The sequence below is a fragment of the Quyinboa sediminis genome (assembly GCF_042219855.1).
Taxonomy (GTDB): domain Bacteria; phylum Bacteroidota; class Bacteroidia; order Bacteroidales; family UBA5342; genus JBHJHP01.
This window is the reverse complement of sequence record NZ_JBHJHP010000001.1, coordinates 1,153,928-1,174,104: the sequence shown is the minus strand read 5'-3', so window position 1 is coordinate 1,174,104 and position 20,177 is coordinate 1,153,928. Positions and strand designations below refer to the sequence as shown.

General features: G+C 41.9%; 15 protein-coding genes. 5 read left to right on the top strand and 10 right to left on the bottom strand.

From position 1 onward, the window contains the following. Positions 1–7: 7 nt before the first annotated feature. From ACE1EF_RS04875 to ACE1EF_RS04845, 7 genes are all read right to left on the bottom strand, one after another. Entirely contained in the window at positions 8–916 is a 909-nt protein-coding gene (locus ACE1EF_RS04875; protein WP_375719499.1) for a DUF6263 family protein, read from the bottom strand. Between the two features lie 42 nt (positions 917–958). Then, positions 959–1,417 (bottom strand): PH domain-containing protein, encoded by a 459-nt coding sequence (locus tag ACE1EF_RS04870; RefSeq protein ID WP_375719498.1) that lies wholly within the window; start codon positions 1,415–1,417, stop codon positions 959–961. A gap of 7 nt (positions 1,418–1,424) precedes the next feature. Next, a complete protein-coding gene (locus ACE1EF_RS04865; RefSeq protein WP_375719497.1) occupies positions 1,425–2,786 on the bottom strand; it encodes a hypothetical protein in 1,362 nt (453 codons plus the stop codon). A 15-nt stretch (positions 2,787–2,801) separates the two neighbouring features. Continuing rightward, on the bottom strand, positions 2,802–4,346 hold the full coding sequence (locus ACE1EF_RS04860) for a rhamnogalacturonidase (protein ID WP_375719496.1): 1,545 nt from the start codon (positions 4,344–4,346) through the stop codon (positions 2,802–2,804). A 381-nt stretch (positions 4,347–4,727) separates the two neighbouring features. Further along, entirely contained in the window at positions 4,728–5,354 is a 627-nt protein-coding gene (locus tag ACE1EF_RS04855) for a hypothetical protein (RefSeq protein WP_375719495.1), read from the bottom strand. A gap of 59 nt (positions 5,355–5,413) precedes the next feature. Further along, positions 5,414–7,843 carry a glycoside hydrolase family 3 N-terminal domain-containing protein gene (locus ACE1EF_RS04850; RefSeq protein WP_375719494.1) on the bottom strand — a complete coding sequence of 810 codons (2,430 nt, stop codon included), beginning with the start codon at positions 7,841–7,843 and terminating at the stop codon, positions 5,414–5,416. Positions 7,844–7,984: 141 nt separating this feature from the next. Beyond that, positions 7,985–8,998 (bottom strand): aldo/keto reductase, encoded by a 1,014-nt coding sequence (locus ACE1EF_RS04845; RefSeq protein WP_375719493.1) that lies wholly within the window; start codon positions 8,996–8,998, stop codon positions 7,985–7,987. A gap of 452 nt (positions 8,999–9,450) precedes the next feature. On the opposite strand from ACE1EF_RS04845, the gene ACE1EF_RS04840 reads away from it, so the two are divergent. Then, positions 9,451–11,604 carry a family 43 glycosylhydrolase gene (locus ACE1EF_RS04840; RefSeq protein ID WP_375719492.1) on the top strand — a complete coding sequence of 718 codons (2,154 nt, stop codon included), beginning with the start codon at positions 9,451–9,453 and terminating at the stop codon, positions 11,602–11,604. A 12-nt stretch (positions 11,605–11,616) separates the two neighbouring features. Here ACE1EF_RS04840 and ACE1EF_RS04835 read toward each other — a convergent pair whose 3' ends face one another. Then, positions 11,617–12,591, bottom strand: a complete 975-nt coding sequence (locus ACE1EF_RS04835) for an endonuclease (RefSeq protein WP_375719491.1) — start codon at positions 12,589–12,591, stop codon at positions 11,617–11,619. Positions 12,592–12,800: 209 nt separating this feature from the next. Between ACE1EF_RS04835 and ACE1EF_RS04830 the strand changes: the two genes are divergently transcribed. From ACE1EF_RS04830 to ACE1EF_RS04815, 4 genes are all read left to right on the top strand, one after another. Beyond that, on the top strand, positions 12,801–13,814 hold the full coding sequence (locus ACE1EF_RS04830) for a pirin family protein (protein ID WP_375719490.1): 1,014 nt from the start codon (positions 12,801–12,803) through the stop codon (positions 13,812–13,814). Positions 13,815–13,927: 113 nt separating this feature from the next. Beyond that, positions 13,928–15,640: a rhomboid family intramembrane serine protease gene (locus ACE1EF_RS04825; RefSeq protein ID WP_375719489.1), complete on the top strand. Its 1,713-nt coding sequence runs from the start codon at positions 13,928–13,930 to the stop codon at positions 15,638–15,640. Between the two features lie 95 nt (positions 15,641–15,735). Further along, entirely contained in the window at positions 15,736–16,680 is a 945-nt protein-coding gene (locus tag ACE1EF_RS04820) for a glycoside hydrolase family 43 protein (protein WP_375719488.1), read from the top strand. A gap of 81 nt (positions 16,681–16,761) precedes the next feature. Then, positions 16,762–17,289, top strand: a complete 528-nt coding sequence (locus ACE1EF_RS04815) for an RDD family protein (RefSeq protein ID WP_375719487.1) — start codon at positions 16,762–16,764, stop codon at positions 17,287–17,289. Here the strand turns inward: ACE1EF_RS04815 and ACE1EF_RS04810 are convergent. Together ACE1EF_RS04810 and ACE1EF_RS04805 are read right to left on the bottom strand one after the other, a co-directional pair. Next, positions 17,284–19,224, bottom strand: coding sequence for a peptidylprolyl isomerase (locus tag ACE1EF_RS04810; protein ID WP_375719486.1), 1,941 nt, complete (start codon positions 19,222–19,224; stop codon positions 17,284–17,286). The two genes, ACE1EF_RS04815 and ACE1EF_RS04810, sit on opposite strands and share 6 nt — an antisense overlap. Further along, positions 19,221–20,171: an alpha/beta hydrolase gene (locus ACE1EF_RS04805; protein WP_375719485.1), complete on the bottom strand. Its 951-nt coding sequence runs from the start codon at positions 20,169–20,171 to the stop codon at positions 19,221–19,223. The genes ACE1EF_RS04810 and ACE1EF_RS04805 overlap by 4 nt, the downstream gene beginning before the upstream one ends. Positions 20,172–20,177 lie beyond the last annotated feature (6 nt).

Below are 20,177 nucleotides of genomic sequence, written 5' to 3'. Positions count from 1 at the left end.
TGGTGTTTTACTTGTTCGTAATAACTGTATTGGATTTAATCTTCATGGATATTTCCATCCCGTCCGGCATCATATTATTGCCCTTAACTTTGCTTACCCCTGTCAAATCCTGATTCTGTTTGGATTCGATTGGCCAGCCGGTCATTTTATCAATCTTTATTTCAGATGTCATTGTACCGTTCATCTCGGTTTTCATTTCCATGCCGTTATTCTCAATGTATGCCTGCGAATCCGGAGTTGTAATGACGGAGCTACCGGTAATCAGATAATAATCAGCGGTTTTTTCAACAAGAGTATATGTGGTATTGTAATTAATTTTAAACGCGGAGCTTTGAGTTGAATTAATCACCCATGAGTCGCCCACCTTGACGGGATGATCAGGAAAGATATCTGTAACCATCTGAAGGTTGCTTTTTACTGATTCCTCGCCAAAAGCATTTTGCAGCTGCACCTTTACCTGATCCAATTGTGCCTGCGCCATTGGATTATCCGATTCAAAAAGTGATTCGATGTTGGAAACGCCTTCAATTCTTCCATGCTTTGTAAGCTGAATATTGAATGGTTTATCCGTCATTCCTGACATAATACCAGTCAGGGGATTTGCTGCATCTTCTGATTCTGAATTTGCAGTCATATTAAACATGGATGATTCCATTGACATGGAAACACTGTCGTACTTTGCACTGATGTCGTATATGGTATCCTTAATCTCATCCACTTTAAAATTCAGACTGCTTTTCATGGTCATTCCCATATCAATACTCTGACCCATCATATTTTGGGTAATATCAACCTTTGAGACATTGATCTGTTTATAATCCTTGTTTTTCTCCAGGTTTAATGACAGTTCAATTTTCTGAGGCTTGCAGGCTGCGATAAGCAAAGTGGCTAAAATAAGGGTGTAAATCGGTTTCATAATATATAGTTGTTAACGGTTATAATTAAAATATTGTATTTCTCAATGGTTTATGATTGCAATATTAGGATTTATTTTTAACAGTTCGGCTAAAAACTCCGTTTCATTTATGGGTGAAATATAAACTGTTCGTGTTGATTTATAGGTCAGTGCTATGCATTTCCATGAAAGGGATAGCTTAAACAAGCCCCCGAATGTTTGTTGATTCAGCCTCACCGTATTGATTTCTGTGACTAGGATATTCCAGTAAAAGGGACCGGTGGAAATATGCAGGTTGTCATTTTTGATTTTGTATTTTGTGTTAAACCAGATCCAGATTATCAAACCAACAAAAAGAACTGAGATAACAGCAGAAATGATCACCTGTGAAAATTCTTCCTCCTGACTTTTCAGGTAAGGTAAAACAATTCCAACACCAACTACCACTAAAATAAACAGCAGCAGTAGTAATGCAAAGGAAACATCCCGTTTGCTTCTGAATATTAATTTTTTAGATGTCATTTTCTCCCTATTTCTCATTAAACCAGGTTTCCGGTACATAGATAACACATATATTCATGGATTTGTTATCATCAGAAAGCATGGCTGACTGAATTTCCACTTTAGAACCATCCGGACTAAAGGTTGGATGTGGATGGTCTGATGCCGTTGCCTTATGACCGGTTGATAGCAAGCGCATCTGATGTGTATCCCTGTTTATCAGGTAAATATCCCGGTTGAAATTATCGCCAACAACAAACCGCTTATCCGGTGATCCGCTTACATGCCAGAATCCGCTGCCATAAGGAATCTGACCCGCAATCGTCATCTCACGGGAATTGATATTGACGATGCCCAGTCCCGTTGGTTTTTCACGTGTTCCACAAGGCCCCCAGGAAGCTTCCTGTCCGGGATTAACGCCTTTAACATCTGTTCCGGGTTTTATCTGCTCATCTGTTCCGGGAATTTTTCTATGCCCCATAATCGCAAAAGCCACCTCATCAGGAGTGATTACGGCCTCATGTGTTATCCATTCGTAAGGCGCTTCCGGATATAAGGGACGCAGTCCTGTTCCGTCAGAATTTACGATCCATGTACGTTGCGGCGACTTACCACCTGTTTCCCAGCAAAACACGATCTGCCCCGGTACCCATGGATTGGATTGAATATGTCCGACCTGAAACGGTACGGAAACAACATAGGAAATTTCCCCTGTTTTAATGTTCATACCGGCAATGCCACCCGGCCCGGCACCCATATGACGAGGCCCGAAGTCAGGTTTCACAGCGACACTATCGGGAAGATGCTTACCGGCCATGGTTTTTCCAACCCTGAACCAAACCCATTCTTCGTTGCCATCCAGCGTCATATCTCCGCCGGCACCGTATTCTGCCGGTATTGTTCCGCAAACCCGCTGGTATGTATCTTCATTTTTCAATGTATTGTTCCTGCTGTCTTCAAAAAGCCTTGCCAGGTCAACCTCTATTACCTGTATGTTTCTGTTGCGTCGCCAATCCTTTTCAACGGGATGCATATAATATAGCTTCATGGATTTACGGGCAACATTTAGCATGCCGGTATATCCACCTTCAGTTATCTGAACAATATCGCCGGTTTCCTCATTGACTGCCAGTGCCTCACCACGTACTCTGTTTGACCTGAATACCAGCCACTTTCCATCGGAAGTCCACTGGTTGTGCGTCTGGTAAATTTTAGAATCTCCAAGCGGTTTACTGGTCAGAAAGGCGAGTTTTACACCTGTAACAGGATCCGTGATTATCTTTTTTTCTGAAGGAAAGCGTGTGCCGATCTGCGCCTCGGTGCTTAATGTAGAAAACATCAAAGCGGAGATAAGGTACAATGTAATGCTGAATCTGGTATTAACGTTCATAATTAACCTGTTGTGTTATTTAATAATTTTATTTTCAATTTGTTCCAACTCTGCATCATGGATGTTTTCACAGCCTTTTATTTTAACATTGGCAGAGTTCAAAATATGTATAAGCTCACCGTTTTCCGGTTGTTGAAATTCAGAGTTCGTCAGATATAAACCATGAACATCGTCAAGTATCATGGCCGGACGTTTTTCTTCGCCGGTGTGATATATATTTATATTATGCATTTTTACATTTTTAGCATGCCTGATGAAAAATCCGTAGGATGGAATTAATCCGAACTTTTGTGGTTCGGGATAAGCATCTTCCATTTCCGGAACATTCTCAGGAATTGTTCCGGCTTCAGCATCCAATGGTTTGTACCAGATGCTTATGTTACTGAGTGTAACATCTTCAATTTGGTGACCCGGAATACCTGTGATGAGGCTGGAAAAACGGGAGTCTGCATTATATACCACCACATTGCTGATATTAATACGCCGCAGTTTTCCCGCAGGAATATTCTCAGGGCCACGCATGCGTGCTCCCAAACGCAAAAAGATGGGGGAGTTGATGGTATTTCTCATCGTAATATTAGAAATTGTTACATCTTCCAGAAATCCGCCATCGACCGTTTCAAGAGCAAGTCCACGGCAATAATCAAATACACAGTTGGAAATGGTAATATTTTTAAATCCGCCATTCGATTCAGTTCCGAACTTGATTCTACCTGTCGGGCCTTCACGGTCCGGAACAAGATGTGCTTCCTCTTTCTGATATGTGCCGTCCAGAAATGTTCCGCGGTCATAACCCGATACCTGACAGTTTGTTATGGTAACATTTTCAGTGGCTCTGGCATATCCGAGCGCATAGGAACTTTTCAGACAAATGGCATCATCCCAGGGCGAATTTATACTGCAGTTTGAAATACGGACATTCCGGCAGCAATCCACATCAATACCATCCCGGTTTGTGTCCATTTTTAGATTATCGATAGTCATATTATCCACACCTGTAGCCAGGATTCCAAAATGTCCGCCCATTAAAATGGTAAAATCCCTGAAAATGACGTTGCGACAGTTTTTCAAAGCAATGGCTTTATTTGCATGGGGAAAACGGTATGGACGTGAGCGTTTCAAGCCCTTCCCATGGATCATTCCTGGTCCCGTAATAGAAATATTTTCAAGATCTTCTCCCCAGATGAGGCTGTTATGCCAGTGGCTGTGTCCATAGTCCTGGTATCTGTTTCCCGGACCTTCCTCAGGAGAATCATAACCTGTACTGTCGGTGGGTTCAGCTGCAATAATGGTAGCACCCTGGCTCAGGTAAATGGAAATGTTACTTTTTAACCGAATTGAATAGCTCAGGTAGTCTCCGGCAGGAAAAACGACAGTCCCACCACCGTTTTCTGCTGCAGCTGTAAGGGCAGCATTGATGGCATCTGTATCCGGTGTTTCTCCATCTCCTGCAGCGCCAAATTCACGTATATTATATACACCTGTTGTGCTTTGGGCATAAAAAGGTGTTAATAGAATCAGAACAGTAAAGATGAGCGTTAATGATCCTCTATTCATCATTTTTGTTTTATAGTGGTAAATTGAATGGTATCCAGTGAATTTCAGATTATTTATCTGCTTTTGACTTTTGCCTTTCAAAGCTACAAAAAAATGAATGGTTTTGCAGATTATGTATTGATAATACCATACAGTATCCGTTTGATAAATGGTTCATACAGATATACCATTATGACTTTACCTGCTGAATTAAAGTAAATTGCTGAATGGGATAAACATTATAAAAAAACAATTATCAGAAAGGTTTTTAAGGGATGTGGCCTTTATAAAACTACATGTTTCATACAATCAGGATTATACGTAAACATTCCTGCACAACCTGGCGAAGGTGTAAACTAAAGGTTCTTCTTTTATTTACAGCTGTTTATAAACCTTGTTTTAATTCTAATCATTACGCCACGCATTATAATCCGGCTTTTCAAATGGTAATTTGATGATTGTATTTTGCATATACTTTTTGAAAGAATCATGTAATTCTGAATTAATGGCATGTGCAATTAAGTGATTTAGCTGTTTATGCTTACAGTTTAAATTTATTGTATCCGTAAACTGCACATGAATCGTGTAGGGCACTGTGTCCTGTTTCTCACGGATCTTTAAAATATGGTAATTATAATGGCCTGTTATACCGTTTTTATATTTAAACCCGGAATTACCCTCCGGTTTAATTTTAAAGACAGAATCAATTTTATAGTCGTACTCCGATATGGTATACCCGAATAAATTTTGATTCACCAGGTGTTTTATGGTATCATTACTGTGCTGAGTATTTATAAGGTCTTCTTTATTCATATTTTCAACGGAAGCAGATTGAAACCGGTTGTAATTATTAAAGCCGTTTCGTTCGTAGGGGATGCCATCAGAATGACTGATATCAATTTTATAATTTGCACTTAATACATATTGCATTTTACTTTTTTCATGTTGGGATTTAACCTTACATCCCTGACTTAAGAACGTAAGTGATATAAGGATAACAACAAAATTTAAAGGATTTACAGGTGTTTTCATGATATGGTAATTTAGATGAAAACATCAAATATATAAAACTTATCTGATATACATATCATCTATTCACTGATCATCACCTGACCACTTAACCTGATATCTTCAGACGATGCCCCGACATAAACATTAAAAATACCCGGTTCAACCACCCGCTTCATTTCCTTGTTCAGCAATGAAAGGTTTTTGGGGTGCAGATAAAACGTCACCTGTTTAGATTCACCCGGTTCAAGCCATACCCTGGTATAACCCTGTAATAGTTTTTCATACCATACCACTGAACTGTACTCATCCTGAATGTAAAGTTGGGGAATTTCGGTACCTGCATGTTGTCCACTGTTTTTAAGAGTAAAACTGACGGAAATACTGTCAAAGTCCGGGACCTGATTTTTAGGGTTGACCTGCAGATCACTGTATTCAAATGTGGTATAGCTTAAGCCATAACCGAAAGGGTAGAGGGCCGAATTGACTCTGGTACTGCCTATTTCTTTGCGACCCTGCCATTTTTGAGAACTGCGTTTTGCCGGAAAGTTAAAGGGGATCTGACCTACCGTCCGGGGAAAGGTGATCGGAAGTTTTCCTCCCGGATTGTAGTTTCCAAAGAGTACATCAGCAATTGCTTCTCCTCCATATTCGCCGGGAAACCAGGCTTCAATGATGGCCGGGATATAAGCATCGATCCAGTTGATCGACATCGGACGACCATTGATGAGAACCACTACCACTGGTTTACCTGTTTCGTATAGTGCTTTCACCAGCTCTTCCTGGTTGCCGGGCAGGTTAAGAGATGTTCTGGATTTGGATTCTCCAACGGTATGTTCATCATCGCCGACAGCTACAATAATCAGGTCCACTTTCCTGGCCTTTTCAACAGCTTCATCAATGTAGTTTTGCTGTTTTTCTGAGGGAGCGATGTAATATAATTCATTTAACGGCCAGTTTTCATCGTAAAAATCACAGCCCTGTGCAAATTCCAGTTTTACCTGATCCCCAACCAGATTTTCAATACCATCGTAAAGCGATATCACATCAATATTTGACGGCCCGTATCTGCTTATGGAGTGATTAACCGCTTTTGCATTTGGTCCGGTAATCAGAACAGAGCCTAAAGCATCTTTATTCAGCGGTAACAGGTTCACATCATTTTTTAAAAGCACTACAGATTCATAGGATGCCCGTTTGGCTATCTTAACATGAGCTTCATTATGCACAATTGTATCGGCTTTTTCAGGATCTTCCACATATGGATTGTCAAATAAGCCGAGCATAAACTTGACCCTTAAAACGTCTCTTACCCGGCTGTTGATGGTTGATTCTGAAATTCTTCCTTCGGTCACCAGTTCCCTTAGGGGCAGAATAAAATCTTCTGGTGGAGTGAAATTGGTCCGGATATTTAATCCGGCTTCTACGGACTGATAAACAGCTTCCCTGAAATTCTCTGCCACATAATGTCTTCCCTGTAATCCCCCGACAGCCCAGCTGTCAGAAACCACATAACCTTTGAATCCCCATGTATCTCTTAAAAGATCCGTTAAAAAGTAGTGACTCCCGGTAACCGGAATACCGTTGTAATCGTTATAGGATGACATAAATCCAAGAATATGTCCTTCTTCTGTTGCAGTTCTGAAAGGTTCCAGAAAAATTTCGTGCATGGCTCTATCCGTAACCTGTGGATCGGTTCGGGCTTCACCGTCCCGTCCGCCTTTGGGTGAACTGTAAACAGCGAAATGTTTTCCTGTAGAAACTACCCCGTTGGCCTGCAGACCTTTTACCATTTCAAGTCCAAGGTTACTGACAAGACAAGGGTCTTCGCTGTAGCATTCTACAGTTCGACCCCAACGTGGATCACGGGCCAGATCAAGTATTGGTGAATAGATGTTGGTGTAACCAAGGCTTCTGGCCTCCGTTGCTGTTACCTTACCAATTTCAGATACCAGTTCCCTGTCCCAGGTGCTGCCTATGCCAATTTGAGCAGGAAAACCGGTGGCGCCCTGATGGCACAGGCCCCGGATGCCTTCATTTGTAAAATCGACCGGTATACCCAATCGTGTTTCTTCCACAAAAAAGCGTTGAACCTCGTTTATGGCTCTGGCATGACTTGATGGTGGCCAGGAGTATTGAGTAACAGTATTTCCGTGGTAAGCCACCGCATTGATGTGTTCATCAATATTGCCAATGCCATCCTTAACAACTTTGTTTTTCCAGTCTTCAGTCGGTAACTGATCCTTTAGCACCCTGTTGTAGCCATACCATGTAGCCATCTGGCAGGTTTTTTCTTCCAGGTTCATCTGTTGCAAGAGATCCTCAATCCTTTTGTCAAGGGCTTGATCCGGATCTTCATACACATCCTTTTTCCCGTTTTTATTAAAATCCACCCAGGATTTGTGGTAAATATTCAGTCCTTTTTTACCGGTTGCAAACTTTTGTCCTGCAGCAAAGGGTTGTGCCAGTATTAAGTATGACAACAGCATCAGAATCGGGAAAATAGTTTTCATTATATGTGAGATTTTTTTCGTCTTGCTAAAATAGAAAGAATGATTGTAAATTCTTTGATCTTTATACCGGAATATAGGAGAATGAAAAAGCGCCACTGATAATGACGCTTTTCACCTTTATATTTATAAGCTTTACACTTCTTATTGTCTGTCTCCACCCTGGCGATCAATCATCCAACCGGGATATTCCGGTGTCAGTTTACTTACTTCATTCAGTTTTTGAAGTTCATCTTCCGTTAGTTTTACATTTACAGCATTCAGGTTGTCTGAAAGCTGTTCCGGTTTGTTGGCTCCGATAATAACAGAAGTGACTACCGGCTGATGAAGCAGCCAGGCTAATGCTATCTGTGCAACAGAGACATTCTTTGATGCCGCAATAGGTTGCATTACATCAATAATATCAAATGCCTTTTCCTTATCCACAGGTGGAAAATCGAATGTTGCCCGGCGTCCTTCACTGTTTTCCATGGAGCGGTTATATTTGCCACTCAGCAAACCACCTGCCAGAGGACTCCATACCATTAATCCCATCTGCTGATCCAGAAGCAACGGTACGATATCCCGTTCCAGGTCACGTCCTGCAATGGTGTAGTAAGCCTGAAGTGAAATAAACTTATTCAGATGTTCTTTTGCTGAAATGCCAAGTGCTTTCATAATTTGCCATGCCGCCAGGTTGCTGCAACCGATATACCTTACTTTACCACTTTTTACCAGGAGATCCAGAGCCTCCAGTGTTTCCTCAACCGGAGTCAGTTTATCAAAGCCATGAATCTGGTAAAGATCAATGTAATCCAGTTGCAGTCGCTGCAAACTTTCATCTGCCTGCTGTAAAATATGTTTACGGCTTAAACCAATATCATTGGGACCGTCTCCCATTTTACCACGAACCTTGGTAGCGATAACAAGTTCATCACGGTTCAGACCCAGTTCCCTGATTGCCTGACCGGTCATTTGTTCACTCAGGCCTTCACTGTAGACATTGGCCGTGTCTATAAAGTTTATTCCGTCATCCACAGCCTGTTTCATAAGCACATTTACCTGATCCTGTGGAAGGGTGCCGATTGCAGTCCACATTCCTTTTCCACCAAAGGTCATGGTGCCAAGACATAATTCTGAGACTTTTAAACCTGTGTTCCCTAATAAATTGTATTGCATAATGTATAAATTTAATTGTTTTCGGGTGATGGTTAAACGGAACTGCAAAACAGGAAAGGCAGTATGTGTAACTTATCCGGCAGGTGTTTGGTTCAAAAAATTAATAATTCATAATGATTTCAAATTAAAAATGACCGTTGTCTGCTTAAAACTCAGTATGACTTACAGATTATTCGCTTCGTTTTATTAGGCTCAGAATAACAGCCTGGTGGATTCAGAATTGGCCGGAGAAGAGTCGGTTTGTATTTGAGTCGTATATTTACCCTTCCTCCAGCCCTAAAGCTGTCAGCTGCCTTTCAGTCCGGTGAAGCGAGGAATCTCTGAAGTTTTAACCGGACAACAGCAATTAAATAAATGTTTTCGGAACTCAGGTTTAAGAGATTTTGTTTAGAGTGTATGTATAACACTAAAAAGTCTTATCTTTATACCCCTTCAACATTAATTCGTACATTATGATAAAACTGAAATCACTCCGTTTTAGCGATCTTAGGACGGGAATATATAAAACAGGTCTCGCGGCTGTTCTGGTCATGAGCAGCAACCTGCTTGCTATGGCAACAGATCCTGTAGAACCGGTTGCCGATTGCACATGGACTGCAGATAACGGAAACGGCACCTTTACCAATCCATTGTTTTACGAGGAGTTTTCTGATCCTGATATGATCCGTGTCGGAGACGATTATTATCTGACCGGAACTACGATGCATACCATGCCGGGACTACCAGTATTGCATTCCAGAGATCTGGTAAACTGGGAACTGCTGAGCTATGCAGTCCCGCGGCTTGATATGGGACCGGAGATGCGTCTTGAGAACGGCCGTGATTTCTATGGACAGGGCATTTGGGCGCCTTGTTTCAGATACCATAAGGATACCTTTTACATTTTTTCAAATGTTAACGGGCATGGAACCCAGATTTTTACATCCGCTGACCCTATGGGCCCATGGAAGCAACGCACCATGAATGCACGCCTGCACGATGTAACCATTCTGTTTGACGATGATGATAAGATTTATGCCGTTTGGGGCTATAATGAAGTTAAAATGGTCCAACTGACAAGCGACCTGATGGATGTGATTCCGGGGACAGAACATGTTATTGTGGAAGCTGGCAGTGGTGCTGGAGAAGGAAGTCATATCTATAAAATTAACGGGAAATATTACATCACAAACACCAACTATGATCCACTCTGTTACCAGGTTTGTCTAAGGGCAGATAAGCCTTACGGACCATATGAAGTTAATGTAATGAGCGCTGAAGAAAATTTTGGAGAAGGTCAGCGCATGCGTATTTTCAATACCCGTCAGGGACCTCCGTTTGATATTGTAAGATTTCCTGAAAATTATGTAGGGTGTATTCCGATGCATCAGGGAGGTATAGTACAGATTCAATCCGGTGAGTGGTGGGGATGGTCCATGCTGGACTATAATTCCATTGGAAGAGTGGTAGGCCTGTCACCTGTTACATGGCAGGATGGATGGCCGTATTTCGGTCTGCCGGGCAACCTCACCCGTTCACCAAGAACATGGATCAAACCTAATACCGGATTTACATCCAAACCACACGCACCCTTCGACAGGGATGATGATTTTAGCGGACCGGAACTGAAAAATGGCTGGCAATGGAATCATGTTCCTGTTGACAGTAAATGGTCGTTAAAGGAGCGTAAAGGATATTTGCGATTACATTCCCTGCCTGCGGAATCCTTCTGGCATGCCAGAAACTCATTGACACAACGTGGAATTGGTCCCGAATCTTTTGCTATAACAGAACTGGACCTTAAAGGTCTTAAAGATGGCGATGTAGCTGGTCTGGCGCTGTTAAATTTACCATATGCCTGGATTGGTGTGGTTCAGAAGGGGAAAGTGAGAGAGATACAGTTTTATAACCAACAGGAGCAAAAAACATTAACAGTACCGTTACAAACCAAAAAAATCTGGTTCAGAGCCTATTGTAATTTCGATACGGATAATGGATTACTGAGTTACAGTGTTGATGGTGAGAATTTTACCGATCTTGGTGGAGAGATTTTAATGCCTTACCAGTTAAGAACCTTCCAGGGGGTACGTTACGCACTGTTTAATTTTAATAAAACCGGAAAAGAGGGAGGCTACGCGGACTTTAACAGTTTTAAGGTGATTGAACCTAGATGTCAGAGCCTTACAAGGCCTGTACCATATGACAAAATTATTACGCTAAACAGCCTGGCTGACGGATCAGTTCTGGTAAACTGGCGGAATCACCTGAGGCCGGTTGAGGAGGGTAGCCGTTTTGCTGCCGGTGATCTGGCGAAATTCAGGGTACTGGATCGTGGTCAGGGAAGAATTGCGCTGCAATCTGTAGCCACCGGCGGATATGTTACAGTTAAAGGCCTGGGAGGAATGGCGGAGGTTCGCATAGAATCCGAAGATAAAGGAGAGGCATCAACATTTCAGTGGACCGACATGCTGAAAGGCGACCTGATGCTTATGTCGCTGTATACAAACCGGTATTTGTTTGTAGATCCTGATGCCAATAGTCTCTGTTCTGCTGATGCCAGAGGAGCACGGCCCGATCGCAAAGGCGGCGCATGCTTTGTATGGAATCTTACAGAACTGGAAGAATAGCCGGTTACCGGACTATCTGTTATTCTGAATAATAATTTTGTGTATTCCTGAACTGTCTTTGATAATATAAATGGAATTCGGGATAAGCGTACTTCTGAACCCCGGATTTCGTTCTCCTTTATAAACGCATCGCCCTGACAGGTCATAGACTTCAATCTGATTGTTTTCAGGCAGAGTGAATGTGTTTTGTATTTTTGTTGCAGTGCCCCAGATGGCATTTATCCACTCAGGATGATCAATAAAGGGATTACGGTTTTGCTGATAACTGTAAATCACGTTATTTCTGTTCTCTTCAAAGGCATCAACAGGATCAGCGTCATTCCAGCTCAACAGGTCAGAGAGAACACCATGCAGGGGACTTTTATCACCGGAATCCAATACCTGTTCCGTGAGTTCAAGATCCGGTTCTCCATTATATCCTTCATACCGGGTAGCCATGTAGAAAATTATCCTTGCCACATCACCTTTCACAGCATCTCTTGGTTCAAATGTAAATCCATCACCAACATAACAACCGGTAAATATGCCATTGTCGTCAACCGGATTATCCGACGCTGCAAAACTGCGGTTGCTACGTAACGAGTTCATACTTACATCGCAGGGTTTCAGATTGTGCAAATCTGTTCCGGTGCCGGTTGAGGTTCCGAAATCACCTCTGGACTTGGCCCATACATGTTCCCTGGTCCAGCCCTGTGCGTTATTGTATTCCTGCGGGCCGTTAACACTCCTGTTGGTGTAAATAAGAATGACATTCTCAGCGTTTTCCGGATCCCTGTCAGACGATTTCAGTATATCCCATGTGTCAGTAGTGGAAGCCGTATACGGATATTCCACATGACCCTTAATAATTTCATATAAAGCTGCTTTAAGTTGTTCTCCCGTTTTCCCTTCAGCGGAACCATAATAGCCCGCTGGAATCTGTGTGAATGAGATGGTGCATTGCGCAGCAAACAGCAATACAGCCATTGTATTTCTTATGATTTTCATCCTTAAGCCTGTTAAACCGGTTTTGGTGAACCGGTGTTTATCATTTACCTCGCACCAAAGGTAAGGGTTTTAACCGTAATTCTACATTTTATTAACCACTGGTTTTTTTATTGATTGGTGAGTTTTCCGGTTTAGGGTTTATTAACGCTATTGTATCTAAACAATTCATGGCGCCTGACATGTTATAGTATGAAAACGTTTATTAAGGTATGAGCAATTCCATAAAAAGTGTAAAACCACTCGGATTTAACTGGCAGACTGGTGATCCGTTTTTATTTTGTGTTCACCACAATGATCATTATCCAAAAGGAAATGAAAATATGGGGCCGGATGCTTCTCTGGCAGGGCGGAGCATTGGTAACGATTTTACAGTTAAAGACGGTTGGCGTATGTATCATGGGGAACAGGTACCGGGATTTCCTGCTCATCCACACCGTGGTTTCGAGACGATAACCATCGTTCTGAAAGGTTTTATTGACCATTCAGATTCTGCCAATGCAGCCTGTAGATATGGTAATGGAGATGTTCAATGGATGACGGCCGGTTCAGGCCTGCAACATGCGGAAATGTTTCCATTGCTGAACAGAGATAAGGATAATCCACTTGAATTGTTTCAGATTTGGTTGAACCTTCCGCGAAAAAGTAAGCTTTGTGATCCGTATTATACCATGTTCTGGGCGGAAGATATTCCGAAGGTTCTGCACAAGGACAAGAATGGCAGACAGACAGAGATAAATGTAATTGCGGGAACTGTGGACGGGACACAGGCCCTTAAGCCTTCACCGGATTCATGGGCTGCCGATCCTCAAAACGAAGTGGCCGTCTGGCTGATTAAACTTGATCCGGAAGCAGAATGGCAGATTCCTTCCGCTACAGCAGGAGTGAACCGGGATTTGTTTTTTTATAAAGGGTCAACGCTAACAGTAAATAATAAGGAGGTCAGCAAATATCATTCGGTGGGACTTAAAGCGGATAGTGCTGTAACTGTGGTTAATGGATCAGACCCGGCTTATCTGTTATTGTTACAGGGCAAACCCATAAATGAACCTGTGGCACAGTACGGACCTTTTGTGATGAACTATGAAGCTGAAATAAGACAGGCTTATAACGAGTACCGGCAGACACAATTTGGTGGCTGGCCATGGAAAAGCTATGAAATGGTTCATCCAAGGGATAAGGGACGTTTTGCCCTGTATGCAGATGGGAGAGAGGAGGTTAAATAGTGCAGGATACCTGGTTCTGGTCCGGGTGGCAGCTTAACATGTGTCGCTTTTATTTGATGTTCTCTGTTTTTTTTATAATTTCAACCTCAGAGAATATCTAACCATTGCCTGTTATGACCAGAAAAGAACATGTCTGTTTTTGCCGCGTTTGTAATCACAGTAAGTTTAGCAAGGAAAAAGGCCTGATTTGTGGTCTGACTAATGACCTTGCAGATTTCGACATGGACTGCCCGAATTTTGCAGGAGACAGAAATGAGATAGTACTGCCTGTCCGAAAACCGGATAACTCCATTGAGAGTCTGCTTTCCGGAAAACCTGAGGAAAAGAAGGAAAATCCGGTATTTGTATTTCTGAAACAATACTTTGTTACTTCTTTTTTATCCGGCATCCTGCTGTTCACCTTCCTGCTTATGGTGTTTTCAGGTGTTCATATTTTTGATCCGGACATACAGGATATGGTCAGCTGGGGTGCAAACTCAAAACTGCTGACATTGGGAGGGCAATACTGGAGATTGCTGACCAGCATGATAATTCATTTTGGAATAATTCACCTGGCTTTCAATATTTATGCATTGGTGTTTGCGGGTATCTTCCTGGAACAGCTGATCGGACATTACCGGCTCTTCCTCTCATTTCTCATAACCGGTATTATGTCAGGTATCGTCAGTGCACTATGGCACGACAGTAACATGGTTTCCGCAGGCGCTTCAGGCGCAATTTTCGGACTTTTTGGTGTGTATATGGCCATCCTTACCACCGGACTCGTTGATAAGAAACGCAGGGCAGGAATGCTGACAAGCATGGTCATTTTTGTGGCTTATAATCTTTTGGGTGGCATCCGGAATGATGTGGATAATGCTGCACACATCGCGGGTTTATTCGGAGGAGTGATACTCGGATACAGTTTTTATCCTTCACTGAAACATAAGGATTCAATTTTTCATGAATATATCGTTGGAACAGTGCCTTTTATTCTGTTAATCATCATATCGGGTTTTGTGGTTACACACTTCCCAACCAACCTTAGGGCACTGGATAAACTTTATGCTGATTTTTCAAGGCATGAAATGGAAGCCTTGAAATTCTATACGATGCTGAATGATGATATATCTCCCGGTGATTTTGTCGATTTTATCAATGAAACGGCAATACCGGAGTGGGAAAAATGCAGGGAGATATCCGGTGAAATGAAAAAAATTGAAGGCCTGACAGACGAACATTATTACATCATGGATTTGTATGAACGGTATTGCGACTATAGAATAGAAGTTTATACGTTTACGGGTAAAAGTTTAGCTGAACAGACTTATATGTATGGGGGAAGAATACGTTACTACAATGATATTATTAATCGGATTATTCAACGTATTAACGGAGAGGATATCGAGGATAAACTTTTAGTGGCTGATCCACAGATTCTGAAGAGCGAGGAAAAGTTCAGGCCATTAGTGAACAGAGCCACACAAGAGTACCTGAGCAATCATAAAGATGTAAATTTATTAAAGGATTTTGTGGCTTATGAGAAACATAGTTACAAATATGGCAGACAGCCCCGGACTGATACAAAAAGCAATGAATCTGCCGATTTACGTTACTATGATGAAAACTTAATCAATGCAAGACTGGAAAACCAGGACCTTACGCTGGAAGAAAAGTTTAAGTCGCTGGAAGACATTCTGTTTGTGGTTGATGGTCAGCCGGTTGAGTCCTTAGAACATGTAGATGAACAACAGATTCAATCAATGACCTATTTTAAACCTGAAACAGCAGAAGCATTTTATGGCAACAAGGGTAAAAATGGAGCTGTAGTCATCACTACAAAATAAGGGTTCACCGGAAAAACATGGACTAAATGCCCTTGTTTTGGTGCTTCTCTTCAGCTTTTTTTATATTTTAGTTGCCAGTAAAAACTAATATGATCATGATGAAAAAACTGTACTCCACCTTGATAATGATTTTTGTTCTTATATCCTGTTCAAAATCCGAACCGGAAGTCTATATGTTTTCCTACTTTCAGAACAATGGTCAGGACGGTTTACATCTGGCTTACAGTAATGACGGGTTGACATGGACAACTCTGAACAATAACAAGTCCTTTTTAAAACCGGAAGTCGGTAATGCAAAACTAATGCGTGATCCGTGTATCATTAGGGGTGGGGATGGTTTGTTTCATATGGTATGGACTGTAAGCTGGAATGACAAGGGAATTGGTTATGCCAGTTCCCCGGATTTGATTCACTGGTCAGAGCAGCAGTTTATCCCTGTAATGGAACACGAGCAGGGAGCCAGAAACTGCTGGGCACCTGAATTGTTTTATGATAAGGATTCCAGCCGTTATATGATCTATTGGGCAACAACAATTCCGGGCCGGTTTGCTGAAACAGATTCTACCGGAGACAGTGGATATAATCACAGAATGTATTATACTACCACAACCGATTTTAAAACATTTGCTGATACGAAACTTCTTTACGATAAAGGCTTCAATGTGATCGATGCCACAATTCAGAAGATTCATGGTAAATACGTTATGTTTCTTAAAAATGAAACGAAGTATCCCAGGGCAGAAAAAAACATAAGAATTGCCACAAGCGATTATCTTACAGGAGGCTATTCAGACGCCTCTGAGCCTATTACGGATAACTGGGTTGAAGGCCCTACCGTTGCCAAAACAGATATGGGCTGGGTGGTATATTACGATAAATATACCCGTCACACTATGGGAGTAGTTCTGTCGGATGACCTGAAGAACTGGAAAGAGATTTCTGATAAGTTAAGTTTCCCGGCAGGGACCAGGCATGGTTCAGTTTTCAGGGTCAGCCAGAATATTCTTGATAATCTTAAAAAAACAGTGGCAGCGGATTAATGCATTCAAATATTTCCGTTATCTTTATGACATAAACCTGAGTATTTACACACGTAAATATTAGAAAGATTATCTGTCATTATGAACAACCAACATGTTGAATTTGTCGTGGAGAGGGACATCTCCCGGCCGGGCAAAAATAAATTCAGGATTATTAATTCCGGATCGCAGGACAAAAAGGATGTGGCTGATTATAGGTCTACTTTTCAGATGCCGACCATAAGAAGAAGGTACGTATCGACACTGGTTGATGCATGTTCGATTGTGGTTCTGGCTTTATCCGTATCTTACCTGTTTGAAGTGATTGAAAATGTACCCGGAATCATTCGGGGTATTTCCTTTTTTCTGGTTATTTTTCTGTATGAACCGATATTGATTTCCACCGGTTCTACTTTTGGACAGTTGCTGACAAACATTCGTGTTAGAAAGATTTCTGCTCCGGATGAAAAGGTTGGATTTTTTTCAGCCTTTTTGCGGTTTACGGTTAAAGTTTTGCTGGGCTGGATATCATTTTTTACCATTACCTTCAATAAAAACCGCAGAGGCATACATGATTATGCTTCTTCTACTGTTGTACTTTCTATGGATGGGATTCAGCCGGGACTATAGTTTATATTTACATAATATTTCCATGCCGTAAATAAGATCACCCGGCATTAAATGCTGAACGACATCCCTGTGCTCAGTTATCCTTGCGAATACTGTATATCGGTTATCGTTCCAGGGAGCAGGGGAGATCTTGATGGCAAAATGACTCGATTCAGTGTCTCTTCCGGCAGATGCCATAACAACCACATTGCTTCTGAACCTGTGCCTGTTGAACTCAGACCTGATCCGCTCTTCCGCCAGAATATCAAAGTTAGGTTCTTTGGCTCCACCAGCCTGCTTAACATAGTTTGGGATCACGCGATAGAAAGGAGAACCTTCAAAAAATTCATCTTTTATCAGATCAATAAAATGGCGCACGGAGAAGGGGGCGTCTTCAACCAAAAGCTGCATGGTAAATTTGCCCTTTTCAGTATAAACATCAATTTTAAGATCACCAGGAATTGTGACAATTTTATTCCAGTTAAAGGTTACAAACTCATCTGAAGGTTGATAATATTCAGGATCCCAGTTTTCTGTATTTTCATCCGGCATTGTCGTTTCAAGGGCCTTTCTTATGGCATCAGGTACTGTTTTATCCCTGTAATTATCAAACCTGGCAAGAGCATCATTTAACTGACCCTGTAATAGGGTACTTTGTTTGAATCCCGGTTTCGTCGTGAACCAGGCAGCTTGTTTTGCCAGGTAAGGATTATCGGACATGAGCCATGCGGATAAACGGGAACTGAATTCCCCCTCAGAGATTCTCCCACTGTCCAGCATTTCATTCAGCGTATAAGCCACCGCAAGAATAAAATCACGGTTCTCAACTGATTTCATGTAAGTGAATACATAATCAAAGTTATCGCTGCGCTTCAGCAGGGCTTTTACCAGTAATTGCTTTTCAAATCTGTCATCTGACGATTTTAAAAATTCTTTTGCAATAGAACTAACAGACTCTGCAATGTCATTCTGCATAAATGCACTAAGTAAAACGGCCCGGATAATATTATTCTCTTCGGTCTGAACCACATTAATCAGATCGTTTTCCGGTTCGATTTCAGATGATGCAATATATTCGGCTGCAGCCAGTCTGACGCTGATATGGGGATCTTTCTGTAGGGTTTCCCATATTGATTCATAAACTGCGGGGGTATGAAATGCCTTTAAGGCATTTATTGCCGATACCCTGACATTGTATACCGAGTCAGACATGCAGGTAGTTAACAGTTTATGTTCTGTTTCGTCATCTTTAAATCCGGATAATACGCTTGTGTAGATCATTCTGATTTCAGGCGTTTGGTCAGCAGTGGCAAGTTGCAAAGCCCTTTTTTTAAGGTTTTCCGGATATGTTTTCAGGCGGTAAAAATAGTGGCCGGCAGCCAGGCGGGCCTCATATGGTGCACTTTCAGATGCATAACCCAGCATCACTGAAACCGCTTCTTTGCTGTTAATATTCCTTAGTCCGGCACGGTAAATCCCCCAGGCTTTCCCTCCGGTTGAAATGTTGTCGGTTGCCGGATAACCGGCTATAAATGCCAGTCCGCGGAATGAGGATACACGACCCAGTGCTTCAAGCTTTGCAGAACGTACATCCGGATCACGTTCTCCGGTTAATGAGCTTATCAGCTCTGCCTCCGATGAAACGGCACCGGTTTGTCCGATTGCAAAAGCAGTATTGTTGCGGACTGATGCATCCGGATCATTCAACAGCGGATAGAGCGATGTGAGATAATTGCTGTCCTGAATGGATGAGAATGACAAGGCGGCTTCCGCACGGTATATTGCACTGTCACTTTTAAGATAGCTGATCAGGCTGTCGGATTGTCTGTTGTATTGGAAGGTATATATTTTCTGTAGTGTAATGTCCTCAAATTTATTCAGTTGTATGGGGCGCGGTTTGGGTTGACAGGCAATAACTGACAATACTATACCTGTTAAAAAAACGAGTTTTTTCATTCGGATTCTAAAATGGTTTGATAAATTGTTTTAAATGTTTCCTGCTGTAGCTTTCTGTCCTGATCAGAAACGGTCATTCTTCCTTTTAAACGTGTAAAAACATGGAGCCCGGAATTAAGCATTATGGTGTCAATGGCTGATCCGTTGCTGAAGTGTACACCATCGTATAACCACTTTGCGCTTTCAGGTGCAGCTGAGTCATCCCGTTCAACTTTCCATACCATGGAGTGCTGAGTTGCATCCGGCAGGGTAATGCCTTTTTTCAGGTTTTTGCGGCTCACCTTAAGCAGTTTATTTAACTGAACCAGACTTTTCTCTCCACGGTATTTATACCAGTAGCGTGCTTCATAATCTGTTACATCCACTTCAACATATGGCATAAATTTCCCCAGAATTCCGACATAGTTCAACAGTTTATTGGACGGTTCAATAATCGGGTCAATAAAAAAAACATTTTTGGGCTCACAGAGTGTATCGAAAGCATTTTTAACTATTAAATCGAGAATCAGCGGACATCCGGTAGATGATCCGGCAAGGGATATGTTTCTGAATCCCATGTGATACAGCTTTTCATATTCGTCCAACACAGGTTTTTGCCAGTCTTGCCAGGTGGTTTTGTTAAAGCTGTCATAATCTCTGCCATGCCCGCCGAGCAAAACCCTGGAAATATATACCGGACTATCCTGTTTAGAAAGAAAAGATGCAAATTCGAACCATTCAAAGGGTGTTGCTGTGTATCCATGAGCTGCAATCAAAACGGGTATGGATACATCCGGTATTGTATCAGTGGCCGAGATGAGATAATTTGATGGTACGATTAAGGCAGAATCTTTAAACAATGTGCTGTCCAGATTATTTGGTTCTATGGGAGGGTATTTCTTACAACTGCTCACAACCGCTGCAAAAAGGATGCTGTAAAGGATCCATGCAAAATGCTGATGTTTCATAATAGA